We start from the raw sequence: 26,721 nt of genomic DNA on the forward strand, positions 1-26,721 counted from the left end.
TATTCCGCCACCAGTAACGAAAGAAGAATCGGATCACACCGTGCCCACCATTGAGTTTTCAGATGTGGAAGTCCGCTACGAAAATCGCGTCGTCCTGCGCCCCCTCTCCTGTACTCTGACCGAAAATCGCATTGGCATTGTCGGCGCGAACGGATCCGGAAAATCCACCTTTTTGCGCCTCATTAATGGACTTGGCAGCCCCACGTCGGGCGCAGTGAGCGTCGATGGACTGCCTGTCGCGGATAACGGCAAGCAGGTGCGCAAAAAGGTCGGTTTCATGTTTTCCGACGCGGAAAACCAGATCATCATGCCTACGGTAAAAGAAGATATCGGCTTCTCCCTCAAGCGCTTCAAACTCCCAGCCAAACAGAGGGAACAGCGAGCCCTAGCGATGCTCGAACGCTATGGTCTTGCAACGCACGCGGATGACTCGCCGTACACACTGTCGGGCGGACAAAAACAGCTCCTGGCGCTCGCCTCCATTCTCATTATGGAACCGTCTGTCATTTTGCTCGATGAGCCAACTACCCTCCTAGACCTCCGCAATCGTGTGCGCATTAAGAAGGAGCTTTCCCGTCTAGACCAGCAGATCATTGTAGCCACGCACGACCTGGCGCTTCTTGAGGGTTTCGACCGCGTTATCTACATCGCCGACGGCACGATTCGCGCCGACGGCACACCCGACAACGTCCTCCCCACGTACGTTTCGGAGATGACCGATGATCACTAAGTTCATCCCCTTAGCACTCTATATTCCCGGCACCTCCCCCATTCATCACATGACGGCAGGGTGGAAGATGATTGTCCTCCTGGCGTTCATCATCACCTCCGCTATCTATTCCCCCACGCCCTGGCATGCCCTCGGCTGGCTCATCGTGCCCATCATCGGTTACGTAATAGCGAAAATCCCCCCCACAGTCGCCGTCGGGCAGATTCTGACTCCGCTACCCATCATCGTGTTCTTTGGTGCCTTCACATGGTGGCAAAAGGGATTTCCGGCAGCGTTGACAATGGTTCTAACTTTTACCGCAGCCATCGCCGCCGCCACGCTACTCACTCTCACAACCACCATCGAGGAGCTTCTCGACGGCCTGGAACGATGGCTCGGCCCACTCTCGCGTTTCGGTGTCAACCCTGAGCTCGTCGCTCTCGCCATTTCACTCACTATCCGGCTCATTCCGCTCATCGCAATGAGCGCCGTTCAGGTGCTTCAAGCAAGAAAAGCCCGGGGAGCTGACCACTCCCTCCTCGCTTTCGGGATTCCGTTCATTGTTTCCGCTATTCGACGCTCCCAAGCTGTTGGTGACGCCCTCGTCGCCCGTGGAGTTGGGGATTAAGGTCGGGGGTAACCCGACGCTGTTTTTCTGCAATAATTGTTGCGACGTGCTAAACGATCCCGCCCGTCCCCCTGGCATGTGAATAATACATGTTCAAACCGGCTTTCCTCCTGCCGCACGGTGAGCCGCCCAGATCTTCAACAAATGTCACGCCTCCGCACTGCTGACGCAATACCCCCTAATTAGGCTATTCTTCACGCTATTCCTCAGCAATTAGCCAAAAACACGGTCAATTCACAGGTTCCCTTTGACAATCAGCAGGTTTTTTACCAAAATTACAACTATGAAAGAGATTTGCACACGGCTTGGAGCGCTGCTCGTTGGTGTTGCGCTCACTTCGGGTGCAGTCATCGGCCCAGCGCCGACTTCTGCAGCCTCCGAGGTTGTAGTTACCACCGGCAACGCTACTGAGTCAAAGATTATCGACTGTGCAGAAGCACCGTCCGAGCGGGACGATGGAAGCCGTAGGTCCTATCTCACGGATTCCAGTCTCATCGACTTTTTCCTTGGGCTGACAACGAATGGTTTCACGACGGATGACAACGGGTGCCGTGTACATCCCGACAAAGTCAAGCTATCCATTATCACCCCTGTGTTAGCTATTCTCGGTTTCGGGAACTGGCTAAAGAAAAAGGACATCATCTAGCGCGACCGCCTATGATCGCTCAGGAGATATAGCAGCGAGGTTTTCGGCCTCGCTTTTTCTTTGCACTACAGTCCTCTGCGTCCCAGCCTTCTAACCTCACAAGGCTCCCGACCTCACATCCAGGGCACCGATGTGTGCCCCCCCTCCTTCCTCCTCACCCCGAACGAGAACGCATCATTTGCTCATGCGAGATCAGCGAAGCAGGGTGACACGCATCAGCATGGAGGGACGTAAAAAGGCGCGAGACATTTCTCGCGCCTTTTTTCATCATGTACGTGGCTGGCAAGCACGCATGCAGCGCGTGCCCAACCCCGGGGAGTTAGTGTTCCTCAATGCCCTTCTTGCCCTGCGTGAGCTGTGACGCGCTGGAACTGCCGGAACCAGACTCCAATTCGCCCTGCATCTGAGCGCGGATCTCCTCCAGCCTACTGTGGCCTGCCAGCTGGTAGCCTGCGGATTCAACCTCAGCCATCCGGCTCTGCACGGAGTTCTGAGCCAGCTCGGCCTTGCCCAAGGCGTTAGCGTAGCGGCGCTCGATCTTCTCCCGCACCTGATCTAGGTTCGGAGTGGAACCGGACGCAGTGAGGGAATTCATCGACTGGATAGACTCGGAAACCTTCTCCTGCATCTTGGCCTGCTCAAGCTGAGATAGAAGCTTCGTCCGCTCGTTGACTTTCTGCTGCAGTTGCATGGAGTTACGCTCCACGGCCTGCTTGGCCTGAGCTGCCTGCTGCAGAGCTTGATCGTGCATCGCCTTGAGGTCTTCAACCTCCTGCTCCGCAGCGACCAGCTGCGCGGCAAATGCCTCGGCTGTGTTTTCGTACTCGAGAGCTTTCTGCTCATCGCCTGCAGCACGGGCTTTGTCCGCCAGCTGCAACGCCTGTCGAGTATTTCCCTGGAGCTTCTCGATATTGCTCAGGTTGCGGTTGAGCTTCATCTCCAGCTGATGCTGGTTACCGATAACAGCAGCCGCCTGCTGAGACAGCTCCTGGTGCTGGCGCTGCGCATCCTCGATAGCCTGCTGAATCTGTACTTTCGGGTCAGCGTTCTCCTCGATCTTGGAATCGAAGAGCGCCATGAGGTACTTCCACGCTTTCACAAAGGGGTTAGCCATTGGTGAGTTTCCAGCCTTTCGTTATCCACGGCTGAGCGCTCGCTCGAGCCTGATGGGGTGTAACGGTTGATATTGTCGGTAGTTTAGTTTAGCTTGTCGCACCTTCCGTGGCAGCGAAAGGAACAAAAAGAGGGGGACGTTGAGGCTAGACTCGCTCAAGCTCAGCAGTTGCGTCAGCAAGAGCCATCGTCCCTGCGGCCTCAATGAGCACGTCGGCTACAGACACGCCAAGGGCTCTACAAACGGAGGCTAGGAGCTCGGAGGATACTTCCTTGCGCCCGCGTTCAAGCTCCGACAGGTAACCGGGAGACACCCGCGCGAGATCAGCAAGTTGACGCAACGTCAGGTGATTATCAGCCCTAAACGTCCGCAGAGCTGTTCCGAGCGCCTCTCGGAGAAGCATCTCGGGTGCACGACGGTGGGCCGGAATACCTGAGGTATGGGGCGCGTGCTGGCGAGCCACTGGTGCCATACCTGCTGCTATTTCTGTCTTTACGGGGGAAATTGTTGTTACCATCATTAACTTCAACGGAGAAGAAGAGTCTTTTGTTCCCTCCTTCTACCGCTCGTTTTCCTCCTTGGGAGTGTTCATGAGCTTTACCAGCTTGAGCAGTTCTTCCAGCGCCGCCTCCACAGAGGCGCGACGAATCTCGTTACGGTTTCCATCTACAACGGCCACAGGTGTCGCCTCTCCGGGCACCAGGATCCATCTGTGGCTGTGTTGTGGGTAGGCGCGAAGAGCAACAGTATATCCCTGCGGATCACATAGGCCAATCCATACTTCGCCTACTTCGTGGCCGTCTTGCTTGCTCGGTCCGGCGACCCCCGTCAGGCTCACGCCCCAATCTGCATCGAGCAGAACCCGTACTGTAGCAGCCATCTGCTCAGCACACTCCCGGGAAACTGGCCCGACGGTTTCCAGTACAGAGGCATCGACCCCCAGCAAGTCTCGCTTGACATCGGTGGCATAGCTGACGACACCACCGCGGAGTACTGCCGACGCTCCAGGTATACCGGCGACAGTTGCAGAAGCTAAGCCTGCTGTTAGTGACTCCGCAAAGGCGACGGTTTGTCCTGCAGTAGTCAGCGTCTGGACAAGTTCCTGTGCGACGGGGGATGGCTCGGTCATAGTGTCACTTCTCCTTCAGACGTTTCGCATCAACGAGATATTGAATGCCCGTGGCTACGGTCACGATAACGGCCGCGAGCATGACGATCAGGGACGGAATATCCATCCACGCTGGGAGGGGCGCAAGGTAGAGACCGACTGCGATGGCTTGGAGGGTTGTTTTAATCTTTCCCCCCTTAGATGCCGGCACTACCTGCCCCTGACGGAGTTTCACCATGCGCCAGAACGTGATGCCCAGCTCCCGCACGACGATTACTACGGTGATCCACCACGGCAGAGATCCGATGATGTTCAGAGTTACCAGCGCGGTAATCATGAGCGCTTTATCAGCGATCGGATCAGCGATCTTGCCAAAATCCGTCACAATTCCCCGAGCACGCGCAATGTCCCCATCTAGCTTGTCGGTGATCATCGCAGCGACGAAGATCGCCAGCGCCCACCACATCCATGTGGTGTCTTCGCCTCCCCCACGCAGCACCGCCCAGCCGAGGAAGGGCACGGCGATGATGCGTAACGTCGTCAGCGCATTGGGAAGGTTGACGTTTGACTGTTTCGGTGAGCCAGTCACCGTGTGCTCGGAAGAAGCCACACTACCACCTTTGACCTACGAATTTTTGGTCTTACTCAGTACACTTTATGCCATGACGTACTTTGCTGTTTTCTATACCTACATTAGCGATGCCGAACAAGTTGCGGCTGTCCGCCCCGAACACCGGGCGTTTCTTGCCGGCCTAAAGGACGAAGGCACGCTTGTAGGTTCTGGCCCCCTCGTAGGCACGGATCCCGGTGAGGCTCTCATCGTGCTCCAGTTGCCGGACAACGCTACTGTCTCCGATGCTAAAGCCGTCATGGATAACGATCCATTCCACAAAAAGGAAAAGATCGCCTCGCGCACGATCAAGGAATGGGACCCAGTTCTACGGGTGTTTTAGCCTGGCATTTCAGGCGGGAGCGCGCTGCCCCATGACCTGAACTGCACTCGTTCTGCCGGAGCTGCTCGACCCCTCTGGAGTTTCCCTTTTTTAGCTCTCAAGCCCCTTTCCTCCAGCAAGCTGGAGGAAAGGGGCTTGAGTTAGGGGCTTTCCGATGAGGTCTCCGGCACGCGTTCGGTCACTGCTTCTGCATCTCTCCTACCGGTGTAGGTGCACTAACCGTACGGTGGGCAGGTGATGCTGGTAGCCGTTGCGCTCCAGGGTCTCCGAACGCTTTAGTCGCTCGAGTTTGTCTTGTCAGCTGCGGTTGCGACGTCTCCGCTGGAGCCCTCATCATCCGGTGTATGCGAGGCAGGATTCCAATCTGGGGCGACGGCACCTTGTGCCTCGTCGCGTTTTGTCTTGATCACTGAGGCAATGGCAGTAATGGCAAGCACACCGACGATGACGAACAGCGAGGTAATGTTGCCAATTTCCGGTACGGATACTCCCTCGCCACCGTTGATGAACGGGAGTTTATTCTCATGCAGCGCATGGAGAACGAGTTTGATGCCGATGAAGGCCAGGATTGTAGCCAAACCGTAAGGGAGGTAGACCAACCGCTCCAACAAGCCGTCGAGAAGGAAGAACATCTGCCGCAAGCCCATCAGTGCGAAAGCATTCGCGGCGAACACGATGTACGGCTCCTGCGTCAGGCCGAAAATGGCGGGGATGGAGTCGAAGGCAAACATGAGGTCAATAAAGCCGATGGAGATGAGCGCCAGCATTAAGGGAGTGACCATCTTCTTGCCATTTTCCACGGTGAACAGGTGATCGCCATGGAAATGAGAAGAAACAGGAATCACCTTGCGGGCGGTCTTGACCACGAACATGTCATCGATATTCGTGTCTTCTTCGCCCTTGACCTCATCAACGACAAGCTTTACAGCCGTGTAGAGCAGGAACGCACCAAAGATGTAGAACACCCAGCTCCACGCGTTGATGGCAGCGGCACCGAGTAGAATAAAGATGAGGCGCATGGCCAGGGCTAGCGCAATGCCGATGAGCAGCACCTTCTGCTGGTATGCGCGCGGAATCTTAAAGGAGCCGATGATCAACGCGAAAATAAACAGGTTGTCGATCGACAGAGACAACTCGGTGATGTAACCGTTGAAAAATTCGAGCGCATGCTCGTGCGTCCAGATAAACCACAAGAAGATGGTAAATAAGCCGGCGAGGCTCATGTAAAACGCCATCCAGCCACCCGCCTCTTTCATTGAGGGCTCGTGTGGGCTTTTGACGTGGGAATAGAAATCGAACGCGATGAACCCTAGTAGCACCACGATCGTGATAATCCACGTAACTAGGTTTACTTCCATGATATTTACTTAGACCTCCGGCTAATATGTCCTTAAACCTTGAGGTCTTACCCACCACTATCGTGGCCGACGTGCCCGGATGTACCACTGGTTTGCGGCACACCGTGATGACGTTCACGCCGTTGCGGGTTACTCCCCTCGTCACAACTGCTTCGACTTTAGCCGAACTTCCCTTTGTGCGCTAACGGGGTGCTTTTTCGGTCAGGATTCCTCCACCACCCATGCCCGTTCCAGACGGGCCAGCCCTTCATGCCTCTCACTGCCCCACCATCGACTACACAGACCGCTGTGCGTTGCAACACCGCCACGTCCGTACCAACTGTGTGTGACGGATCGCTCCAGTTTTCTTTGCGCTGAAATTGAGGAGTTCAGAGGCGGAGGGAGGAAAAGCCGGACGTGTATGATCCTGTTTCCCCATGCATCCGCATCCCCCCACAGAGGACTCCGGCGAGCAGGTGACAACCACTAGACGTACGCAGCCGGCCATCCCGCATGGGATGGTCGGCTGCACCGAGGCGCAGCGAAAGGTACTGGGCGCGAGTACGTCGGTGCTCGACGAGTTTAGAAGGTGCCTTCCGTTGGACGGGCAACCTCTACCTTTGTCGTTGTGGCACCCTGCGAGTTATCGATGACTTCTCCCTCGATAACATCATCGTCCACTTCCTTCGGGGCAGTTGCAGGGTCCGCACCCTTCACCAGCCAAATGACAGTCTCGAGTTCCTCTGGTTTAACCAGCACATCGCGCGCCTTGCTCCCCACAGACGGCCCAACAATTTCCCTCGATTCCATGAGATCCATGAGCCGACCAGCCTTAGCAAAGCCGATACGCATCTTTCGCTGGAGCATTGAGGTGGAACCGAGCTGCGATGTCACAACAAGATTGATGGCCTCAATGAGGTCATCCATGTCCTTGCCGATTTCTTCATCGATGGCCTTCTTTTCCGGTTCCTTTTCTTCCGTCACGCCTTCGGCGTACTCCGGCTCCGCCTGCTGCTTGGCAGCATCAACGACGGCCTGGATTTCCTCATCGGTGACAAACGCACCCTGGATACGCCGGGGTCGCCCGGCACCCTGTGGGATAAAGAGACCATCGCCCATGCCGATGAGCTTCTCTGCGCCACCCTGATCGAGGATAACGCGGGAGTCCGTCAGGGAGCTCGTAGCAAATGCGAGACGCGAAGGAACGTTTGTCTTGATCAGCCCCGTGACGACATCCACAGAGGGACGCTGGGTGGCCAACACCAAGTGGATACCTGCGGCACGCGCCTTCTGGGTGATGCGCACGATCGAGTCCTCGATCTCCTTCGGAGCGGTCATCATCAGATCCGCGAGCTCGTCGACGACACATACGATCGACGGGTATGGACGGTACTCGCGTTCAGAGCCGGCAGGGGCCTGAATCTCACCGCTCAGCACCTTCCTGTTGTAATCCTTGATATGGCGCACGCGGGCAGACTTCATGTCCAGGTAGCGCTGTTCCATCTCCTCCACGAGCCACTGCAAAGCCGCAGATGCTTTCTTCGGATGCGTAATAATCGGTGTGATGAGGTGAGGAATTCCCTCGTAGGGGGTTAGCTCCACCATCTTCGGGTCCACGAGAATGAGGCGCACCTGATCCGGCGTAGCCCGGGTGAGAATGGATACAAGAAGGGAGTTCACGAACGCCGATTTACCGGAACCTGTTGAACCGGCAACGAGCAGGTGAGGCATCTTCTGGATGGAGTGGCTGACAAAGTTGCCCTCGATGTCCTTGCCCAATCCGATGAGGAGCGGATCGTCACTACTATGCACCTTGGGTGCGTTGAGGACGTCGGAAAGCCGAACCATCTCACGGTCACTGTTGGGAACCTCGATGCCCACGGCTGACTTGCCGGGAATCGGGGCAAGGAGACGCACGTTGTCCGTGGCCACCGCGTAGGCGAGATCTGCCTGCAAGTTCGTAATCTTGGACACCTTGACACCGGGTGACAGCTCTACTTCATAGCGGGTCACTGTTGGGCCGCGTGAAAAGCCGGTGACCTGGGCACCGACCTTAAACTCACGGAATACCTCGTCAATGGCATCAATAATCCGGTCATTGGCTGCCGAGTGCTCCTTGGGAGGCTGCCCGGGGATGAGCAACGATGTCGAAGGAACTCGGTAGTCCGAGTGCGTCGAAGCAGTGTCCATCGCGGGCGCAGCATCCTCGTCCGTATCCTCAGAGACATCTGCGGAAGTACCCGTAGCGGAACCAGCAGTGACCGGTTCCATTGCTTTCTGTGCCGCTGGGGTCGCTGGTCCCGCCGAACGGTTGGGAGCCGTCGTCGGTTGCGGATGCCTGTTTGCGCCCGTGACCGCACCGGCGGATTCGCTGTCGACCTCCGGCGCAGTGAGCGCCTGGCTGTCAAGGACTCGAGTTGTGCCTGCGTCGAGCACGTCTTGCGTGGGCGAAACGGCAGGCATCGCAGCTGTCTCCGGCTTATACAGGTCCTCCGTTGCTCGACGACCGACCTTTCCCGCAGCATCCACGCCCCGCCGGATCAAACCGCGGGCACCTTCCTTGGCACCGTGCTCGGCCCCGTAGGCGGCACCTGCTGCACCAGCGACCGCACTCGCTGCGGAGCCGACGACGCCCGCAGCAGCACCTGCCGCGCCGGCGACACCACCAAATCCGGTGCCTGTGCGACCAGAGCGACGAGACTTCGCACCACGGCGATCGTTTGCCGCCCGACGGCGGTTGCCAGTCAGTTCAGTTTCTGCCCCCTCGGCGTAAGACGATTCATCGTCGTAGGCCGCGCCTCCATCACGTCTCCCCCATGCCAATCGATGCGACCGTGCCCGACGCGGGGCAGGACGCTGGCTGCGTGGCCGGTCTTCGGCTATCGCATCGATATCGGCCTCCGCCCCACTGTACGGGTCGTCCAGAGGCTCATTGACTTCTTCGAAGCTACCGAATCCGAGGTACGCGATCAGTTCACTGACGAAGTCCTTCACCGTTGTACCGGTTGCCACGACCGCACCATAGATCACAGCAAGAATAAGCAGAGGAATGGCTATGTAGCGCGAAAACCCGATGGCCAGTGGCTGGCCGATAACGAGACCAATCGCCCCGCCGGCATCGATCCGACCTGGCCAGTCGGATGGGAGACCGGCAAAAATGTGCAGCATCGCAAGAACGCAGGCGACAATGATCGAACCACCAATGGCAATATCTTTTCGACGTGCCGGTTCGACGGATTTCCCGGTGAACAGAACCCATGCCATGACCACCAGGCAGATAGGCAGGATCCAGGAGGCCGAGCCGATGACGGATCCGACCCCCATAGAAATCCACTGTCCTACTGGACCTGCGATGTCGAACCACACTGCAGCAGCGAGAACAACGGCAAGGCCGATGCACACTAGTGCGATGCCATCCGAGTGTGCCGAGGGTTCGTCACGGCGCCAGCGTGCCGGTTGCGTGCGGTCCTCCTGGGACGTCGGCTCAGGCTGGCGATTTCTGCTGCGCCGACGGCGGGTAGAGCTCCCGGCCTCGTCGGCGGGTTCATCGTCGTTTTGTTGGTTTGCCACGTCGTCGGCCTCGATAGCGAAGTCGTCCTCCTCGTTCCAAAAGTCGTCGTCAAGCTCTTCCGGGTTCGGCTTAGGGCTCGTCAGGGACCGCCATAGCGCGCCTGAGCCACGCGCGACGGCACCAAACATCGTGCTTACCCCCTTGGCCGTCGCTCGGGTAGCGCTCCCTGTGCGCTCCCCCGCAGTGTCTGCAGCGCGAAACGCCGAGGAGCGGGGATGCGTGCGGGAATCCCCGGCCTGTCGACGGGAGGACGGGCCGGTAGCTGCCTTCTTTCTACGGCTTGCAGAGGAGTTACGCACAGTCATGTAAGTAACAATAACCCCTTTTGCACCATTTTCCACACAAGCAACGCCGAGATGGCAATTTTCCGGATGATTCCGGCCCCTGAGCGGCTAGGAGTTAAGGAGGAATGCCACCGCCTTAGGCTGCGGAGTGGCACCGAACTTTATCGTGAGGTAACAAGACTGCGGTACACGTGACGGCCGAATGCCCACATAAAGATCTCCCCGACCGGTCCGCTCACACGCAGGACCTCGTCGCCCTTTTCCGCGACACCGTGCTTGTCCACAGCAACAAATCGGGGGAATCCCGTAGGTTCCAAAATTACAGGGACCGTGTGACTGCGAAGAAGGCCTTTACTGAGCACCTTGAGCGAACCGTATAGCTCCTTTTCTTCCCACTCGTTGAGGATGCGCGGCCCCTCCCAGTCCGGCTGGGCGCGCAGAACATCTTCATGGTGAATGAAGTGTTCTGCGGTGTTCACACCCGCCGGCATTGGGATCCGCGGCCCCTTTGCCCACTGTTTCACCACTGTTTCATAACCGTGCCCTGCGACCTCATCCGAGACTTTCTTCAGATGGTCTTCGAGGAAAGGAACGAACATTCCTGCAGCCGCGTCAAGTCGGTTCTCACGAACCCATAGATGGACGGCCAGATCACGGGTTTTCCACCCCTCGCACAGGGTAGGCGCGTCGGGGCCTACCTCGAGGAAGGTTTCTGCTAGACGACGCCGTTCAACCTCAGCAAACTTCATGCCAAAATTCTACCTTTCTCTCGAATGCACTGCAGAGAAGCTTATGAGACCAAAAGCATCGGTGTGTCGAAGGATGGGTGTCATCGCGGAGACGCGTCGAGACCCACTCCCCCCGGCCCCAATGGATCCTCCCCTCTGGTGCGCACCCTTCTACTTCGTGACACTAGTCCACTTCCAACCGTTTACTATTCGCCTTTTATGTTTCGCACCGGAAGGCATTCGCCACTGCGTTGTCTGGTGTTACCAGCACATCCACCATTTCGTCATGCGGACCCCACAGATAGTTCACGAGGGAAACCTCATAGTGCAGCGCACACACTCAGCTCCGGCGGGGTAGACAACAAAAATCGCCCGCTACAGATGTAGCGGGCGAAGAGGGGAAGGCAGGAACCCTCACCCTCTGACGGGGCCCATATTATCGGGATTCGACGGTCTGGGCGACATCCTCGTCGTCGGGGCCGTCATTCGGGCTAGCCATCTGGACAACCGTCGGAACGATCATCGGGCTACGCTGCCACTTCTTCTCCGTGTACTTGCGGATCCGGCGGCGCAGCTGCTGCACCATACGGTACGTATCGTTTTCGCCCTCTCCTGCGAGGTCGAGCATGATATTTTCTGCAAGTTCTGCAATCTCCGGCATCATAGACTTCGCGTCCTCGGAGAAGCCACGGGCCTGAACGGTGGGGCGCTCCAGCAGGCGACCCGAGCGGTTATCGATGACGGCGGTAAGAGCGATGAGGCCGCTCTCGCCAAGCTCGGTGCGGTCGGCGAGAACATGCTCTCCAACGTCACCCATGGTGGTGCCGTCGACGTAGAGATGGCCGATCGGAATCTGGCCAACCACCTGTGCGCGTCCGTCGACAAGATCGACAACAACGCCGTTTTGTGCAAGCACGACCCGCTCCGGATCAACGCCGGTGGAGATGGCGAGTTCCTTGTTCGCGCGGAGGTGTCGCCATTCGCCGTGGACCGGCATTGCGTTCACCGGGCGTGCTGCGTTGTAAATGAACAGCAATTCGCCGGCGTAGCCGTGGCCAGAGGTGTGAACCTTCGCATCACGGGACGTCACCACGGTGGCGCCGATCTGTGCCAGCATGTTGATAACGCCGAAGACCGCTTCCTCATTACCTGGGACGAGGGACGAGCTGAGGATGATGAGATCGCCGTCGCGGACCGTAATCTGGCGGTGCTCACGGCGCGCCATACGGGACAGGGCGGCCATCGGCTCACCCTGGGTGCCCGTCGTGATGAGCATGATCTTGTGGGGTGCCATCTTGGCAGCCTCATCCATCGTGACAAAAGTGCCACGCGGTGCCTGCAGGTAGCCCAGTTTCTGGGCAATGTCCATGTTGCGAATCATGGAGCGACCGTTGAAGGCAACCTTGCGGCCGGCGGCGACTGCCGCATCCACAGCAGCCTGTACGCGGTACACGTTGGACGCGAAGGAGGCGAGAATGACCCTCTGTTTTGCCCCCATCACCAGCCGTTTGATCGTCGGGGCAACGTCCGCTTCAGAGCCGGAGATGCCCGGCGTGGTGGCGTTCGTCGAATCGCACATGAGGAGATCGATGCCCTCATCGCCGTAGCGGGAGATGGCGGGCAGATCGGTGGGACGCCCATCCGGAGGCGTCTGATCCAGTTTGATATCGCCCGTGTGCAGAATCGTGCCTGCACCCGTCTTGAGCACAATGCCCAAGCAGTCCGGGATCGAGTGGCCAACGTTGAAGAAGCGAATGTTAAACGGTCCGCGATCAACCTCAGAAAGCTCGTTAACTTCGATCAGCTTCGGACGCTGGCGGTGCTCCTGGCACTTAGCCGAGATGAGGGCACACGTGAACTTCGATGCCAGGATGGGCAGATCTGGCCGGTGGCGCAGGAGATAAGGGATCGCCCCAATGTGATCCTCGTGGCCGTGCGTGATAACGAGCGCTTCGACCTGATCGAGACGATCCTCGATGTAGGAGAAATCAGGCAGGATCAGATCGACACCCGGCTCGACGGAACTGGGGAACAAAACGCCACAGTCGACGAGCAGGATCCGGTTCTTGTACTCGAACACGGTCATGTTGCGGCCGATCTCAGAAATGCCACCAAGAGCGACAATCCGCAGGCCATTCTTCGGAGCCTTCGGGGGTTCAGGCAGGCGCTGCGTCAGATCCGCGCCCTGCATGGAATGGACAACGTTGCGCCCATGCCGGTTGGAGCGGTCGGAACGACCGCCACGTCCGCCCTTTTTGGCGGAGCCGTTGGTGCCAGAATTCTTGTTATTTGTGGAATTGTTGTTGTTCGTATTCTTCTGGTTCGCAGACTGAGCAGCCTTACCGTTGCCACGGTTTTTTGTAGTGGTGGCACGACGACTGCTACTGCGCTTTTTAGGAGCCGACGTGGAGTCGACGTTCGAAGGCGCGTCTGCGGAGCCAGTCTTACGCTCCGCGCGACGCCTCCGGTTGCGAGGTTCGGTCATATTTAAAGGAATCCACCCTTTTCTAGTTCCAAGCGGAGCTCCTCCACCTGCTGCGGCTGCAAAGCAACCTGTGGCAGGCGGGGATCCCCCGCTTCAATGCCCTGCAACTGCAGAGCTACCTTACTTAGGCTGACACCGCCAAGTTTTCCTTGAGCGGCATACAGCGGTGCTAACGTGGCGTTAATTTCCCGTGCACGGGCGAGGTCGCCGGCCTCGAAGCTCGTTTTCAGTTCTCGGAGGAGCTGCGGTGCAATATGGCCAATGACGGAGATGAAGCCCGTTGCCCCCACGGCCAACCATGGGAGATTGAGTGCATCATCGCCGGAATAGTACTCCAGACCTGTGTCCGGAATGAGCGAGGCGGCAGACGCAAGATCGCCCTTCGCTTCCTTCATCCCCTTGATATGGGGGTGCGCGGCCAATGCCCGAATAGTATCCGGCTTAATGGGGATACCAGAGCGACCCGGAATATCATACAGGATGACCGGCAGTTCTGTCGCATCGGCTACGGCCGTGAAGTGCTGGATGAGCCCCTCCTGGCTCGGCTTGGAGTAGTACGGGGTAACCACAAGCAGCCCGTCGGCACCCGAATCGGCGGATCGTTTAGCCAGGTCAATAGATGAGCGAGTGTTATTCGTACCCGCGCCGGCGACGATCGTTGCCCGATCCCCCACCTCGTCTTTTACCGCACGGATAAGGGCTACCTTTTCCTCTGCCGTTGTCGTGGGGGACTCACCCGTTGTGCCGTTGAGGATGAGCGCATCGCATCCGCCATCGACCAGCCTGGCGGAAAGTTCCCGGGCCACCTTTTCATTCAACTCGCCGTCCGCTGTAAACGGGGTGACCATGGCCACGCCGACTGTTCCGAATGTATTGCTCATCAGCACTCCTTTAAATAAATTTTAGAAATCCGTTACGTAGGGACTCGTTGCCATCTCGGATCCGTCCGACAGGCGGGTTACCTCAAAATCCCCAAACACGACGGGACACTCCTTAGCAAGTATTTTTAAACATTCCACGGCGAGAGTGCGTATTTCCTTATCGGCGTGTTCCGTCGCCCGCATACCGATAAAGTGCCTCCAGGCCCGCAGGTTTCCCGTCACTACGATGCGTGACTCCGTCGCGTTAGGGAGCACAGCCCGTGCGGCCTGCCGTGCCTGCTTCATGCGCAGCAGCGCGTTGGGTTCGTCGGAAAGCTTCTGTTCGAGCGAGGACAAGATCTCTTCGAAGGCGAACCGAGTGTCATCCACGGTTCGCATGAACAGTCTTTCCAACTGTTCATCGCCTGCGATTTCATCAGGGACGACAACCTCGGTTTCACCGGGGTGAACGAAGCGTTGAGATAGTTGCGAGAAGGAAAAATGCCGGTGGCGGACGAGTTCGTGCGTAGCCGAGCGGGAAATTCCGCGCACATACATCGACGCGGAGGCGTGCTCCAGCAGCGACAGGTGTCCAACCTCCATAATGTGCCGGACATACGCCGCGTTGGTGGAGGTTCGGGGATTCGGCTTGTTAAACGTTTCGTAGCAGGCACGGCCGGCAAACTCCACTAACGCTTCTGGGGAGTCCACCGCATCCGTTGTCCACTCGATGCCCTCGGGCTTGTGAAACTCGGTCAGCGCGATGAGCTCGACAGAAAGGTCAGCGTGTGTTGCCATGGCTTACAGCCCCAGGTAGCTATCAAGGCCGACGGTGAGGCCCGGGTGCGAACAAATGTTTCGCACTCCGACAAGCACGCCGGGGATAAAGCTGGTGCGATCGTAGGAGTCCTGCTTGATGGTCAGCGACTGCCCCTGCGTACCAAAGATCACCGTCTCGTGTGCGACGGCACCGGTCATGCGGATAGCGTGCACCGGGACGCCTTTAACGTCCGCACCGCGGGCTCCGTCGAGGCTCTGCTCGGTGGCATCGGGCTCGCTGGTGGCCTCGCGGGCGGCAGCGATACCCTCGGCGGTGTGGATGGCGGTGCCGCTCGGGGCATCGACCTTGTTCGGGTGGTGCATTTCAATGACTTCCGCAGACTCAAAGAACGGCGCAGCCTGACGGGCAAAGGCCATAGTGAGAACAGCCGAGATGGCGAAGTTCGGGGCGATGAGCACGCCTTGGCCTTCCTTGCCCTCGAGCCAGGAGTTCACGGTGGCGATTCGCTCTTCATCAAAACCGGTCGTGCCGATGACGGCATCAATGCCGTTGTCGATGTAGAAGCGGAGGTTGTCCATCACGACAGACGGTGTGGTGAAGTCCACAACGACCTCCGCCCCGGCCTTGACCAATTCTTCCAGGGAGTCATCCCTGTCCACTGCTGCAACCAGCTCGAGGTCCTCGGCGGCAGTCACCCCCTCAACCACAGCCTGCCCGACGCGGCCTTTTGCACCTACAACTCCAACTTTACGTAAAGACATGTTCATCATCCTACTAGCAACCGCAACGAGGAAGCGTCGACAAGCAAAAACCGCCACCCACGCGGTGGGTGACGGTGAGCTCCATATCTAACAGGACGGACCCGGAGAGGCAATCCTCTAGGGGACGGCGCACGGGCGCGTCCCCTGGGGATGAACCCGTTTACGGTTTACCGGCTCCGTCTTAATGGCACCGTTTTTACCGGCTACGGACTAGTGGCCATCGACCGGGATGAGGGAGATCTTGCCACGGTTGTCGATATCCGCGATCTCGACCTCGACCTTCTCGCCGACGTTGATAACATCCTCTACCTTCTCGATGCGCTTCTTGCCACCGAGCTTCGAGATGTGGATGAGTCCGTCGCGGCCAGGAAGGATGGAGACGAAGGCACCGAAGTTGGCGATCTTCACCACGGTGCCGAGGAAGCGCTCGCCTACCTTCGGCATCTGCGGGTTAGCCACAGCGTTGATCTTCTCAATCGCTGCATCGGCTGCTGCGCCCGTCGTGGCGGACACGTACACGGTGCCGTCCTCCTCGATGGACACATCAGCACCGGTCTCCTCGGTGATGGCGTTAATGTTCTTGCCCTTCGGCCCAATAACCTCGCCGATCTTGGACACCGGAACCTTGATGGAGGTGATGCGCGGTGCGAAGTCGCTCATTTCGTCCGGCTCCTCGATGACCTGTGCCATCGTGTCGAGGATCTCCAGGCGGGCCTCGTGTGCCTGCTGGAGGGCAGCGGCGAGGACGTTGGAGGGAATACCGTCGAGCTTGGTATCCAGCTGCAGGGCGGTCACGATCTCGGACGTACCGGCAACCTTGAAGTCCATGTCACCGAAGGCATCCTCAGCGCCGAGGATGTCGGTCAGTGCCGTGTAGTGCATCTTGCCGTCGATCTTGTCGGAGACAAGACCCATGGCGATGCCGGCAACGGGTGCCTTCAGCGGAACGCCAGCGTTGAGCAGCGACAGCGTGGAGGCACAGACGGAGCCCATGGAGGTAGAGCCATTAGAGCCGAGGGCCTCAGAGACCTGGCGGATGGCGTACGGGAACTCCTCCTTGGAGGGGATCACCGGCAGCAGGGCGCGCTCAGCAAGCGCACCGTGGCCGATCTCGCGGCGCTTCGGGGAACCCACGCGACCCGTCTCACCGGTGGAGTACGGCGGGAAGTTGTAGTGGTGGATGTAGCGCTTGGAGGTCACAGGCGACAGGGAGTCGATCTGCTGCTCCATCTTCAGCATGTCCAAAGTGGTGACGCCGAGGATCTGTGTCTCGCCACGCTCGAAGAGGGCGGAGCCGTGTGCACGCGGAACGAGCTCGACCTCGACGGAGAGGTCACGGATCTGCTTGACATCGCGACCGTCGATGCGGAAGCCCTCGGTGAGGATGCGGTGGCGCACGATTTCCTTGGTTACCGCGTTGTAGGCGGCACGGATCTTCTTCTCTGCGGTCTCGTCTTCTTCCTCAAACTTCGGCAGCAGCTTTTCGACGACCTGATCCATGTGCTCGGCGGTAGCGGTATCGCGCTCCTGCTTGCCGGGGATGGACATGATCTCGCCGATCTTCTTGGAAGCGCTCGTGCGAACTGCTTCCAGGATCTCGTCGGTGTAGTCCGGGAAGATCGGGAATTCCTTCTTGTCCTTGGCGGCGAGCTTGGACAGCTGATCCTGTGCGCGGCAGAGGGTATCGATGAACGGCTTGGCTGCCTCGAGGCCCTCGGCAACGACGGACTCCGTCGGTGCGGGCGCACCGTCCGCAACGCGCTCGATGACACCTTCGGTAGCACCAGCTTCCACCATCATGATGGCAACGTCGTTCTTCTTGCCCTTCTTTACACGACGGCCGGCGACAACCATCTCGAAGAGGGCAGCCTCGTGCTGCTCAACGTTGGGGAAGGCGACCCACTGGCCGTCCTTGTGGTCCTCATCAGCGATCAGTGCCATGCGGACACCGCCGACAGCACCGGAAACGGGCAGGCCGGACAGCTGCGTTGCTGCGGAGGCCGCGTTGATGGCGACGACATCGTAGAACTCGTTGGGGTCAACGCTCATCACGGTGATGACGCACTGGACCTCGTTGCGCAGGCCCTTCTGGAAAGTGGGGCGCAGCGGACGGTCGATGAGGCGGCAGGCGAGGATTGCGTCCGTGGAGGGGCGACCTTCTCGACGGAAGAAGGAACCAGGGATCTTGCCCTTGGCGTACATGCGCTCTTCCACATCCACGGTCAGCGGGAAGAAGTCGAAGCCCTCGCGGGGGTTGTTGCTCGCCGTCGTGGTGGCGAGCATCATCGTGTCCTCGTCCAGGTAGGCGGTAACGGAACCGTCTGCCTGGCGGGCTAGCTGACCGGTCTCAAACCGGATGGTGCGGGTGCCAAAGTCACCGTTATCGATGGTGGCTGTGGCTTCAAAGGTGCCGACCTCTTCGTCGACAAAAGTCTGTACATCGTTCATGTACGAGTTCACTCCTCGTATCAAAAATCCTCTCGGGCAATCGTCGGTGCTGCCCTCATAAATCTTTTCTGGTATCTAGACCTCGAACCATTCTAGCAGGCATTTTGCTAGCGCGTTGAAAGGGGCAGATAGCCGTGCCCGCACAGCCCCTCCTCTATCCCTACGAAACTGTTATCGCGCCCACAGACGCAACCACCCGCATTTTCCCGCACCAGAGTCTCCTGTCCGGCGAGACCCCGCAGGCCACAGGCATCCAACGTCCCATCTACGGGAACCGAACCGACCGCCATGTACGCAACCAACTAGTGTGGCAGGCATGAGGTTCCTCAACGATTCCACCCCGCCCTACGAACTGACCTACCACGATGTTTTCATGGTGCCCTCGCGCTCGAGCGTCGGCTCGCGTGGCAACGTCGACATCACGACAACTGACGGCTCCGGCACGACCATCCCGCTCGTGGTGTCCAACATGACGGCGGTTTCTGGTCGTCGCATGGCAGAAACCGTCGCCCGGCGTGGCGGCATCGCAATCCTTCCTCAGGACGTGCCAACGGACATCGCCGCAGAGACGATCCGCATAGTAAAGGCATCACACCCGGTTTTCGATACTCCGATCACCGTCAAGCCACACCACACGGTTGGCTACACCAAGAATCTCATCCACAAGCGCGCCCACGGTGCCGCAATCGTCGTCGATGAAGAGGGGCGACCGATTGGCCTGGTGACGGATAAGGATCTTGCCAACCGGGACAACTTCACCCAGGTGCAGGCCATCATGTCAACGGAGCTCATGACGATCCCCGACTCGGTGGAGCCGAAGGAGGCATTCACGCTCCTCGCCGAGGCTTCCCGCAAAGTCGCGCCCGTCATCGACGGTGAGGGCGCGCTCGTCGGTGTGCTCACCCGGAAGTCAGCCCTTCGCGCGACGCTCTACTCCCCTGCCTTGGACGAGGAAGGCACTTTCCGCGTCGGTGTCGCCGTGGGGATCAACGGCGATCCCGCTGATCGCGCCACCGCACTTGTGGAGCACGGCGCGAACCTCGTGGTGGTGGATACCGCCCACGGCCACCAGGATTCCGCCATCAGCGCGGTAGAAAAGGTCCGCGCAGCACTCCCTGATATTCCGCTCGTAGCCGGCAACGTGGTGACGCCGGAGGGTGTCGCCGACCTCATCTCTGCCGGTGCGAACATCGTGAAAGTCGGTGTCGGTCCCGGCGCGATGTGTACCACCCGCATGCAGACCGGCGTGGGTAGGCCGCAATTCTCCGCCGTCCTCGACTGTGCTGCCCAGGCCCGGGAGCTCGGCGGCCACGTGTGGGCAGACGGCGGGATCCGCAACCCCCGCGACGTTGCGCTCGCACTTGCCGCCGGCGCCTCAAACGTCATGATTGGGTCACTGTTTGCTGGAACGTTTGAGTCCCCTGGGGATTTGCTTGTCGACGGCGATGGGAACTGGTACAAGGAAAGTTTCGGTATGGCTTCCCGCCGCGCGGTGGAGAATCGAAACTCCGCTGCCGCGGCCTTCGACCGCGCCCGGCGCGCCATGTTTGAGGAAGGCATCTCCACGGCGAAGATCACTGTGGATAAGAAGAAGGGCGGCGTGGAGGACCTCATTGACAACATGGTTTCCGGCCTCCGTTCCGCTATGACGTACGCGGGCGCCGATTCCCTCGCGTCCTTCCATGAGCGTGCCGTCGTCGGCGTGCAGTCCGCCTCCGGCTTCCTTGAGGGGATGCCCCGGGCCAACGGGCGCTAACCACTTATTGCTCGCTGTACTATTTCTCGGTTCCCCACCACAGGGGAGGTGTCTCGGTTAGAAGCAACTCGGCCTACCCCCTCAGAGAACCGGTCACGTTTTGCGGGGTTTGTGTCACCCACCTCGACCCTCCATTTTCGCCCACGGCATCCTGCGCTGCCTGGGTGGCAATGCACAAAGGTGCCAAGGCCGACAGAGAAGGCTCGGACCCAACCCCAGGTGTCCACTTCCATGAGGTTGGGTCCAAGCTACGGCGCTCATTCCCCCAGGTCTCACCAGACGCACGTTCTCCAGTCGCAGGTTTAGCAACCACACAAGCGCGCTGGTGTGGAACGTGCGGGCTGACCACCGGTCTAGGGGTCACTGGTCACGCAGCCGGTTTCCGGCCACCCGGCCTAGCTATTGGTCACCGATTTTCTCAGGTTCTCCAGCTGATTCTGCTTCCCCATCACCATCACGATATCCGGCTGCTTGGAGCCTTCTTAGCTCCGCGTAGTATCCATCAGCACGTAACAGGGCTTCCGGCGAGCCGAATTCCACGAGCTTCCCATGGTCGAGTACGAGCACTTCATCCGCCAGCAGGGTACTGGGCAAACGGTGACTGACGATGACGGTAATCCCGCCGTAACGTGCGTTGTCCTTTGCGATGCGTTCGTAGGCGGAGAACAACCTCTTCTCTGATTCCGGGTCAAGCGCCGAGGTGGGTTCATCCAGAACCAGCAAGAGAGGATGCGGCCGCGTGCATCCTCGAGCCAAAGCAATTTTTTGCCACTGTCCACCAGAAAGCTGTTTGCCGCCGTCTTCCAAACCAAGTGGCGTGGATAGACCGTCAGGTAACGCCTCCAGAACATCCTCCACGTCAGCGCGGGAGAGGGCTTGTGCAGCGACCTCTGCAGAACCGAATACACCATCGTGCCCGTCCACGCAGCCAAGCGTCAGCGCCTCAGCCGCAATCATCCGAGGCCGAAGGAAATCCTGGAAAACGGCCGAGACGCGAGAATGCCAATTGCCGATGCCCGACAGTTCTTTACCGTCCACAACAATATGGCCGTCGTAATCGAGAAGACCGAGAAGGCACAGCGACAATGTCGATTTACCTGCACCGTTTTCCCCTACGACAGCCAACACATGACCGGCGGGGATGCGAAAACTGAGGTCTGACACAGCAGGTGAATCATGCCCCGGATATGTGATGGTGAGGTGGTCAACATCGATGCCATAGCGAAGTTCCTTGAAAAGCGACTGGTGCGGGCAAACCGCAATCGGCGCTCCATCACCCGCACTGTAGCCGTCCACTACTGTGTCTTGCTGGCTGGCAACGCCGTCAGGGAGCGTCACAGGCTCTTCGTTCTTATTCGCAGACTCATCGTTGTTATTCGCTGACTCATCGTTGTTATTTGCCTCGTTTGCCTGCATTGTCTCGATGTGCGAAGCCAACCACAAATAACGGTCAACGGCGTGCACGCTGCTCCCAAGAGCGGTCACGGAAGCCAATACCATCGCGAGAGAATTTGTGAGCTTGGGTACGAGTGCGCACGCGGCTGTAAGCTGCTCGATTGACACGTGGCCGTGGACGGTGTCCACTCCCATACTAATGAGGACAGCAGCAGCCACTGCGTAATAAACCACGCTCGACCCGATGGATACCGCCGCCTGTTTATTGTCGCGCACGTGGATCGGAGCCCGCCAGTTATGAACTCGCTTACGTAGAATTTCATGCAGATCAGATTGCGAATTGAGGGTTCGAAGGTCTGCGCTCATCTGCGGGTCGAGCCCCGCACTCACGAGTTGTTGAATCTGGCGGACATACGGCGCCGATGCGTCGTCTGCTTCTGCCTGCCAAGCCATCACCTTTGTTTGGAAGAGTGTCTCACCAAGCCCGGCAATAGCGACGAAAATGAGGCGCCAGTCTGTCAGCACTGCAAGGACGAGCAGAACAACCTGGGAGATAAAAAGTGGGGCGACGTTTCCAAGGATGTTGAAGGACTGTCCAAGTGTGCCTTTCCTCGCGATCAGGAGCCCGAGCGCATCCGCGACTTTACTATCGTAAAAAACCGAAAGCGTCCGGGGCCGGGAGAGATAGTCCGCTATCTCGCGATCAAAGTGATGCCCGATCTTGTCTGCGACGCGGAGCCGATAATGAACGCCCATCGCGGATAAAAAGGACGGCACGATTGAATAGACGGCAAGTCCTGCTAGAGAAAAAATGATGAGGGTTTCATCGTGGCGTGCAAGACCTCCCACGAGACCAGCTATGGCAAACGGATACAGCGTGGTGATTAGCGCGGAGATGAGGCCAGACACGGACAAAACCATTTCCCGCCGGGCAACGCTCCACCCAGAGGCGACGAGGTAGCGCAAGCAGCCGGCCGTGCCGGCTATTTGCCCCCATATTCCGGTGCGCGTTTTATCTTCCTCGCCAACCGTAGAGTCCTCCACCACGTTTTCCTTTACGTCGTCGTCTTCGGCGTACACTGTGGCGTTTTCCACTTGAGGTCTGTCACTGGAATGTGCTGTTTTTCGGTTCTTACCGGATCGTGGTTTACTCATGACGGCTCTCCCCTAGTCCCAGCAAAGTTGCTTGCGTGTTAAATGCCTCGGCATATAGTCCACCATCGTGCATGAGCTGATCATGCGTACCTACCTCGGCTATTCCTCCCCCATCGAGGACAATAATTCGATCACAACCGCGGACGGTTGCAAGCCTGTGTGTCACTAAAATCGTGGTGATTTTGCCACGGTTTCCCATCACTGAGGCATACATATCGGCCTCCGTCTTGATGTCAAGTTTTGCCGTAGGCTCATCAAGAATGAGGACCTCAGCTTGGCTCGCGGTTCGAACAAAAGCGCGCGCAAGCCCGATGCGCTGCCACTGTCCTCCAGATAGCGACGAACCTTCGCTTTGGCTGATATCTAAAACGCCGGTACGGTGCATCAGTTCCGGAGATCCAGCCAGCTCCAATGCGTCACGAGCAGCATCCGCGGCAGAGCCGTGTGCCCCTGCGCCAATAGTGACATTTTCCACCACAGTTAATGGGAGACGCGCGCCTTGCTGGTGAACAACCGCGAGTTTTCCTTCCGCCACACATTCCCCTGGCGAGTTTCCTCCAACTTCAATCGTGCCGGCCTCCGGTTTGTAAAGACCACAAAGAAGTTTCACCAGTGTCGATTTCCCGCAGCCATTCTTGCCGACGACCCCGACGACTTCCCCCGGCTGGACATCAAAGCTTACGTTTTTGAGTACGTCAGTACCTCTCGGGTAACCGAACGTCAGCTCCCGCACGTGTATGGCACCTGCCTCCCCCACCGTTGCCTCGGGGGCCACCTGGTGCGATCGCACCTCTGCGTCCCCGCCATCCCCATTCAGGCTCTTGTCCCTCCGGCGATCGCTTCCCTTCCCGTTCGCTCCAGCTTCCGCCTGGTGCCTCATACGCCGTAGTTCTTCCCACTGTTTCTTATGCTGGGCAACGCGTATTTCAGCATCGCCTCCGACCGGACCCCAAAGTCCCATTTGATCCACCGCTTGGATAATCATGATGCAAGACCCCACTGTCAGCGCCCCGGTGAGCGCACCGTGGATACTCCACAGCCAGCACCCCGCAACGAAAGTGGAGGCGACACCGCTGGATAGATACACCGCACGAAGCTGTTTGTCCTGCTCTGCCCACATCGGCCGCACTGCCTCATGCCACAGTTGGGAAAACCGTGACAGTGCTAGGGATCGTATTCCCCACACACGTGCTTCTCCCGCATTTCGCCAGTCAGTAAGCAAGCTGTTGTACCAGGTAGCGTGAGAGAGGGCTTGCGAACCAGAGTCGTACAACGAAGCAAAAGCTTTCTCTCCATAGCTTTCCCACGTTGCTGCTGCCCACCACATCAACCCGATGAGAGCCAGCGCAATAAGCGGATTCCATGCAAGAACGACACCTGTCACGCACAGTGCGCTTAACCGAGCATTGAAAATCTGGAACAAGGGCCCGACGCCGACACTTCCGCTCATCTTCACAAGCTGGTTCGACACTGTCTCCAAGGTCGAACGCATTTGTGGATCTTCTACTACCTCAAGCGTAGGAGAGCCGTAAAGCGCCACGTGAAGATCATCAAACTGGTGTTTTAGGAACCCAGTATTTGCTCTTTCCACTGCAACGTTTTGAATTCTTGGCATCGTTTTCGCCGCAAACATGGCAAGAGCCAACACCGCCAGTATCAAAGCTACGTGGCCTGCATCCTTTCCTGAGCCAACAACAGCATCAATTAGCGCCTTTGTGGCAAAAAGAATTGCAATATTTGCCACTGCCGACGTAATTGCTGCCAAAAATGCTACTGAAACTGCGAGCTTTGCACCCTCAAAAATCGATCCGATATAAGAGGTATAGGAATAAAGTTTTTTCATGGATTTTGTATTTCTAGTATTAGTTTCTCATAGATGCCCTGTAACAAGCTCACCTCTAATGCTGACAAGCCTCGTTCGTAAGAAGGAATAATTCTCCCTAGAAGGTAAGTTAAATTCCCCTTTCCCTCTGGCTACGGTATAGCCAGAGGGAAAGTAATAGCTGATTGGGAGCTAGAAGCCACCACAGAGAGTGCCTCCACCGCCGCAATGTTCGATGTCACGATACAAATCAGCAGCTAGCACCTCATCAATTTCATCAATCCATTCAGACAACTGAAGCTCTTCCATTTTCGCCTCCCTCCTCAAGATTTAATCCGATAACGCCACCAGTCATTTGGGGGCTAGCCCCACTGACCGAAAATAAATAGATCCTCTTTTTCCTACAACCCCACTTAAGATCCCCTCAATCACCCCGACTCTCCAGGCACACATATATGGGTTCATACTCTCCTCACCTTCAAGGAGCTCCCCGACGCAACTACGACAAATGCTCCGAACCGGACATGCGAGGCATTCAGGTCTATCATTTCGAATAACGCTCTCAACACTATGTTGAGCCTGTGCCGTAGCCGTTTGAAATGGCTCCCCGTCCAACACGCTTCCTAAATGAAACTCATGGCTTCCAATTGCGCGATAGCACGGCCAGATCTGCCCATCTGCCGACACGGAAATCGTGCTCCGCATAAGTTCGCAATGGGTAAGCCGATTTTCCCGTTGAAATATGATATGAAGGTGGTCTAGAATAAGGCGTTTAGCAGCACGAGTGTCACAATTTTCTATAAGCGAAACTACAAAATGAAACGCTAATTCCTGAAACTCATTCGGAGACAGTGGCCAATCTCGTGCACCTGTCATCGGGATCATCATTATCGAATAAGGGCTAAATTCCGCATCGATGTATCTAAACACTTCAAAAGGGGTTAACCCCCTACGAAGGTGCTCTGGTGTGTAAGTACACTCAGTCGAAAAATCAATTCCTTCAAATTGCAATGATCTTAAGTTTGAACTTACTCGGGAAAAGGAACCCTTCCCTGTTTTGTCGAACCGCTGCGCATCGTGGATTGACTCTGAGCCATCCACGGAGACGGTCAACCTTAGTTGCCTCTTTTTTAAATACGGTATTAACTTATCACTCAGTACTGTGAGGTTTGTAACAGCTCCAATCGAAGGCACTTTCGAAAATGATTCTTCGGCAAGCTGGATTGCATAGATCACTAAGTCGGGACGAAGCAGCGGTTCACCACCAAAAAGTTTGATACTAGTAGTTTGGGGGAAACAGGATGCTCCCCACCCCATAGTTTCACGCAGCATTTCTTTGGAGATTGCTCTACGGAATGACGAATATGAACCCCCACCAGCAAAACAGTAGCTACAAGCTAAGTTACAGGTCTGTACGAGATTAATAGTCAACTCGAACGCGTTCGCAGCCTTACCGCATGCTACAGAAGTGGCGTGGGATCTAACCGCATTAAAAAGGGGTTCGCTTTCCGGCGAGAAAAACCGTGGCACGAGACACTCCTTTCGCGATTGCTTATAAAAGAAGATACGACAAAGAGCTCCACTGAACTCAAAAATCTTGCAAGAGAGATAAAAATCACACAAATAATCGTAAACCAGTTCTCCTCTAGATTTCCCAAGGGTCAAGTCGATTTGTGTGGTGTATTAACTGTTTGGGGGTGTGGGGGTAGTTGATACTGGTTTTTGCTAGTCGTGGAGGTAGGTTATGACCTCCTGGTAGCATTGTGCGCTGATGTTCATCAGGTGACCGAGGGGGTCTTCGATTTCGGGCATGAATGGTTGCAGCGCGTTGTTTAGGGCGAGGATTGGGTGGGTATCGTTGGGTTGCAGGGCGATTTGGTCGATGATCATCGGCAGGGCGTTCAGCATGGAGGCGATGCGGTCAAGTGTGTCCTCGATGGGTTGTGGTTGCGTGTGGGGGTCAATGGTTAGGCTATTTCTTTCTTTTCCGGCTCGGCATCGATAGAAGTTTGGTTTATTGTTCTTCGTGTTTCTGCTAGAGCAGCTAGTGACATGTACCGTTTTTGTTGGATCCACTCGTCGTGTTGCTCCGACAGTACGGCGCCGACTAGCCGGGTAACAGCGTCGCGGTTGGGGAAAATACCGACGACGGAGCTGACCCCGTTTGTGTGGACACCCTG

General features: G+C 57.4%; 23 protein-coding genes. 6 read left to right on the forward strand and 17 right to left on the reverse strand.

Features of this window, described 5'->3' with window-relative positions:
- The first annotated feature begins 40 nt into the window (after positions 1-40).
- From HMPREF3044_RS03070 to HMPREF3044_RS03080, 3 genes are all read left to right on the forward strand, one after another.
- Entirely contained in the window at positions 41-730 is a 690-nt protein-coding gene (locus tag HMPREF3044_RS03070) for an energy-coupling factor ABC transporter ATP-binding protein (RefSeq protein WP_005389716.1), read from the forward strand.
- Positions 720-1,337, forward strand: a complete 618-nt coding sequence (locus tag HMPREF3044_RS03075) for an energy-coupling factor transporter transmembrane component T family protein (RefSeq protein WP_005389715.1) — start codon at positions 720-722, stop codon at positions 1,335-1,337. Before HMPREF3044_RS03070 ends, HMPREF3044_RS03075 begins: the two co-directional genes overlap by 11 nt.
- A 283-nt stretch (positions 1,338-1,620) precedes the next feature.
- Positions 1,621-1,983 carry a hypothetical protein gene (locus HMPREF3044_RS03080; RefSeq protein ID WP_070739254.1) on the forward strand — a complete coding sequence of 121 codons (363 nt, stop codon included), beginning with the start codon at positions 1,621-1,623 and terminating at the stop codon, positions 1,981-1,983.
- 319 nt (positions 1,984-2,302) lie between these two features.
- On the opposite strand, the gene HMPREF3044_RS03085 is transcribed toward HMPREF3044_RS03080, so the two are convergent.
- The 4 genes from HMPREF3044_RS03085 to pgsA form a co-directional block, all read right to left on the reverse strand.
- A complete protein-coding gene (locus tag HMPREF3044_RS03085; protein ID WP_005389711.1) occupies positions 2,303-3,097 on the reverse strand; it encodes a PspA/IM30 family protein in 795 nt (264 codons plus the stop codon).
- 145 nt (positions 3,098-3,242) lie between these two features.
- The gene (locus tag HMPREF3044_RS03090; protein WP_070739279.1) at positions 3,243-3,569 is read right to left on the reverse strand and encodes a helix-turn-helix domain-containing protein; all 327 of its coding nucleotides are present in this window, start codon (positions 3,567-3,569) and stop codon (positions 3,243-3,245) included.
- An 87-nt stretch (positions 3,570-3,656) separates the two neighbouring features.
- On the reverse strand, positions 3,657-4,226 hold the full coding sequence (locus HMPREF3044_RS03095; protein WP_070739258.1) for a CinA family protein: 570 nt from the start codon (positions 4,224-4,226) through the stop codon (positions 3,657-3,659).
- 4 nt (positions 4,227-4,230) lie between these two features.
- A complete protein-coding gene (gene pgsA, locus HMPREF3044_RS03100; protein WP_070739261.1) occupies positions 4,231-4,815 on the reverse strand; it encodes a CDP-diacylglycerol--glycerol-3-phosphate 3-phosphatidyltransferase in 585 nt (194 codons plus the stop codon).
- Positions 4,816-4,867: 52 nt separating this feature from the next.
- On the opposite strand from pgsA, the gene HMPREF3044_RS03105 reads away from it, so the two are divergent.
- Positions 4,868-5,158, forward strand: coding sequence for a YciI family protein (locus HMPREF3044_RS03105; protein ID WP_034989071.1), 291 nt, complete (start codon positions 4,868-4,870; stop codon positions 5,156-5,158).
- A gap of 275 nt (positions 5,159-5,433) precedes the next feature.
- Here HMPREF3044_RS03105 and HMPREF3044_RS03110 read toward each other — a convergent pair whose 3' ends face one another.
- From HMPREF3044_RS03110 to HMPREF3044_RS03145, 8 genes are all read right to left on the reverse strand, one after another.
- On the reverse strand, positions 5,434-6,516 hold the full coding sequence (locus tag HMPREF3044_RS03110; RefSeq protein ID WP_005394207.1) for a TerC family protein: 1,083 nt from the start codon (positions 6,514-6,516) through the stop codon (positions 5,434-5,436).
- A 561-nt stretch (positions 6,517-7,077) separates the two neighbouring features.
- A complete protein-coding gene (locus HMPREF3044_RS03115) occupies positions 7,078-10,194 on the reverse strand; it encodes an FtsK/SpoIIIE family DNA translocase (RefSeq protein WP_070739264.1) in 3,117 nt (1,038 codons plus the stop codon).
- 317 nt (positions 10,195-10,511) lie between these two features.
- Positions 10,512-11,099 (reverse strand): TIGR03085 family metal-binding protein, encoded by a 588-nt coding sequence (locus tag HMPREF3044_RS03120; protein ID WP_005389701.1) that lies wholly within the window; start codon positions 11,097-11,099, stop codon positions 10,512-10,514.
- A gap of 415 nt (positions 11,100-11,514) precedes the next feature.
- Complete coding sequence (locus HMPREF3044_RS03125) at positions 11,515-13,269, reverse strand: ribonuclease J (RefSeq protein ID WP_005389700.1); 1,755 nt, start codon at positions 13,267-13,269, stop codon at positions 11,515-11,517.
- 296 nt (positions 13,270-13,565) lie between these two features.
- The gene (gene dapA, locus HMPREF3044_RS03130; RefSeq protein ID WP_070739267.1) at positions 13,566-14,444 is read right to left on the reverse strand and encodes a 4-hydroxy-tetrahydrodipicolinate synthase; all 879 of its coding nucleotides are present in this window, start codon (positions 14,442-14,444) and stop codon (positions 13,566-13,568) included.
- A gap of 21 nt (positions 14,445-14,465) precedes the next feature.
- The gene (gene thyX / locus HMPREF3044_RS03135) at positions 14,466-15,221 is read right to left on the reverse strand and encodes an FAD-dependent thymidylate synthase (protein ID WP_005389695.1); all 756 of its coding nucleotides are present in this window, start codon (positions 15,219-15,221) and stop codon (positions 14,466-14,468) included.
- Positions 15,222-15,224: 3 nt separating this feature from the next.
- A complete protein-coding gene (gene dapB / locus HMPREF3044_RS03140; RefSeq protein ID WP_034989073.1) occupies positions 15,225-15,965 on the reverse strand; it encodes a 4-hydroxy-tetrahydrodipicolinate reductase in 741 nt (246 codons plus the stop codon).
- 210 nt (positions 15,966-16,175) lie between these two features.
- Positions 16,176-18,413: a polyribonucleotide nucleotidyltransferase gene (locus HMPREF3044_RS03145; protein WP_005389688.1), complete on the reverse strand. Its 2,238-nt coding sequence runs from the start codon at positions 18,411-18,413 to the stop codon at positions 16,176-16,178.
- 134 nt (positions 18,414-18,547) lie between these two features.
- Between HMPREF3044_RS03145 and HMPREF3044_RS03150 the strand changes: the two genes are divergently transcribed.
- Positions 18,548-18,733: a hypothetical protein gene (locus tag HMPREF3044_RS03150; protein ID WP_005394212.1), complete on the forward strand. Its 186-nt coding sequence runs from the start codon at positions 18,548-18,550 to the stop codon at positions 18,731-18,733.
- Entirely contained in the window at positions 18,730-20,169 is a 1,440-nt protein-coding gene (locus HMPREF3044_RS03155; protein ID WP_040428812.1) for a GuaB1 family IMP dehydrogenase-related protein, read from the forward strand. Before HMPREF3044_RS03150 ends, HMPREF3044_RS03155 begins: the two co-directional genes overlap by 4 nt.
- 399 nt (positions 20,170-20,568) lie before the next feature.
- Here HMPREF3044_RS03155 and HMPREF3044_RS03160 read toward each other — a convergent pair whose 3' ends face one another.
- From HMPREF3044_RS03160 to HMPREF3044_RS12850, 5 genes are all read right to left on the reverse strand, one after another.
- Entirely contained in the window at positions 20,569-22,719 is a 2,151-nt protein-coding gene (locus HMPREF3044_RS03160; protein WP_246820864.1) for an ATP-binding cassette domain-containing protein, read from the reverse strand.
- On the reverse strand, positions 22,712-24,562 hold the full coding sequence (locus HMPREF3044_RS03165; protein ID WP_070739273.1) for an ATP-binding cassette domain-containing protein: 1,851 nt from the start codon (positions 24,560-24,562) through the stop codon (positions 22,712-22,714). Before HMPREF3044_RS03165 ends, HMPREF3044_RS03160 begins: the two co-directional genes overlap by 8 nt.
- Positions 24,563-24,892: 330 nt before the next feature.
- The gene (locus HMPREF3044_RS12525) at positions 24,893-26,071 is read right to left on the reverse strand and encodes a radical SAM/SPASM domain-containing protein (protein ID WP_005394227.1); all 1,179 of its coding nucleotides are present in this window, start codon (positions 26,069-26,071) and stop codon (positions 24,893-24,895) included.
- A gap of 195 nt (positions 26,072-26,266) precedes the next feature.
- Positions 26,267-26,449 carry a hypothetical protein gene (locus tag HMPREF3044_RS03170; RefSeq protein WP_070739276.1) on the reverse strand — a complete coding sequence of 61 codons (183 nt, stop codon included), beginning with the start codon at positions 26,447-26,449 and terminating at the stop codon, positions 26,267-26,269.
- 59 nt (positions 26,450-26,508) lie between these two features.
- The coding region (locus HMPREF3044_RS12850; protein WP_210400516.1) for a transposase at positions 26,509-26,721 on the reverse strand (213 nt) is incomplete at its 5' end.

Origin of the sequence: Corynebacterium sp. HMSC073D01 (assembly GCF_001815555.1) — a bacterium.
Classification (GTDB): Bacteria; Actinomycetota; Actinomycetes; order Mycobacteriales; family Mycobacteriaceae; genus Corynebacterium; species Corynebacterium glucuronolyticum.

Excerpts from the sequence above, each read along its gene's own strand:
- HMPREF3044_RS03075 (WP_005389715.1), top strand. The coding sequence starts at position 720 with ATGATCACTAAGTTCATCCCCTTAGCACTCTATATTCCCGGCACCTCC.
- HMPREF3044_RS03080 (WP_070739254.1), top strand. The coding sequence starts at position 1,621 with ATGAAAGAGATTTGCACACGGCTTGGAGCGCTGCTCGTTGGTGTTGCG.
- HMPREF3044_RS03085 (WP_005389711.1), bottom strand. The coding sequence starts at position 3,097 with ATGGCTAACCCCTTTGTGAAAGCGTGGAAGTACCTCATGGCGCTCTTC.
- HMPREF3044_RS03090 (WP_070739279.1), bottom strand. The coding sequence starts at position 3,569 with ATGGCACCAGTGGCTCGCCAGCACGCGCCCCATACCTCAGGTATTCCG.
- HMPREF3044_RS03095 (WP_070739258.1), bottom strand. The coding sequence starts at position 4,226 with ATGACCGAGCCATCCCCCGTCGCACAGGAACTTGTCCAGACGCTGACT.
- HMPREF3044_RS03105 (WP_034989071.1), top strand. The coding sequence starts at position 4,868 with ATGACGTACTTTGCTGTTTTCTATACCTACATTAGCGATGCCGAACAA.
- HMPREF3044_RS03110 (WP_005394207.1), bottom strand. The coding sequence starts at position 6,516 with ATGGAAGTAAACCTAGTTACGTGGATTATCACGATCGTGGTGCTACTA.
- HMPREF3044_RS03115 (WP_070739264.1), bottom strand. The coding sequence starts at position 10,194 with ATGTTTGGTGCCGTCGCGCGTGGCTCAGGCGCGCTATGGCGGTCCCTG.
- HMPREF3044_RS03120 (WP_005389701.1), bottom strand. The coding sequence starts at position 11,099 with ATGAAGTTTGCTGAGGTTGAACGGCGTCGTCTAGCAGAAACCTTCCTC.
- HMPREF3044_RS03125 (WP_005389700.1), bottom strand. The coding sequence starts at position 13,269 with ATGCAGGGCGCGGATCTGACGCAGCGCCTGCCTGAACCCCCGAAGGCT.
- dapA (WP_070739267.1), bottom strand. The coding sequence starts at position 14,444 with ATGAGCAATACATTCGGAACAGTCGGCGTGGCCATGGTCACCCCGTTT.
- thyX (WP_005389695.1), bottom strand. The coding sequence starts at position 15,221 with ATGGCAACACACGCTGACCTTTCTGTCGAGCTCATCGCGCTGACCGAG.
- dapB (WP_034989073.1), bottom strand. The coding sequence starts at position 15,965 with ATGTCTTTACGTAAAGTTGGAGTTGTAGGTGCAAAAGGCCGCGTCGGG.
- HMPREF3044_RS03145 (WP_005389688.1), bottom strand. The coding sequence starts at position 18,413 with ATGAACGATGTACAGACTTTTGTCGACGAAGAGGTCGGCACCTTTGAA.
- HMPREF3044_RS03155 (WP_040428812.1), top strand. The coding sequence starts at position 18,730 with ATGAGGTTCCTCAACGATTCCACCCCGCCCTACGAACTGACCTACCAC.
- HMPREF3044_RS03160 (WP_246820864.1), bottom strand. The coding sequence starts at position 22,719 with ATGAGTAAACCACGATCCGGTAAGAACCGAAAAACAGCACATTCCAGT.
- HMPREF3044_RS03165 (WP_070739273.1), bottom strand. The coding sequence starts at position 24,562 with ATGAAAAAACTTTATTCCTATACCTCTTATATCGGATCGATTTTTGAG.
- HMPREF3044_RS03170 (WP_070739276.1), bottom strand. The coding sequence starts at position 26,449 with ATGCTGAACGCCCTGCCGATGATCATCGACCAAATCGCCCTGCAACCC.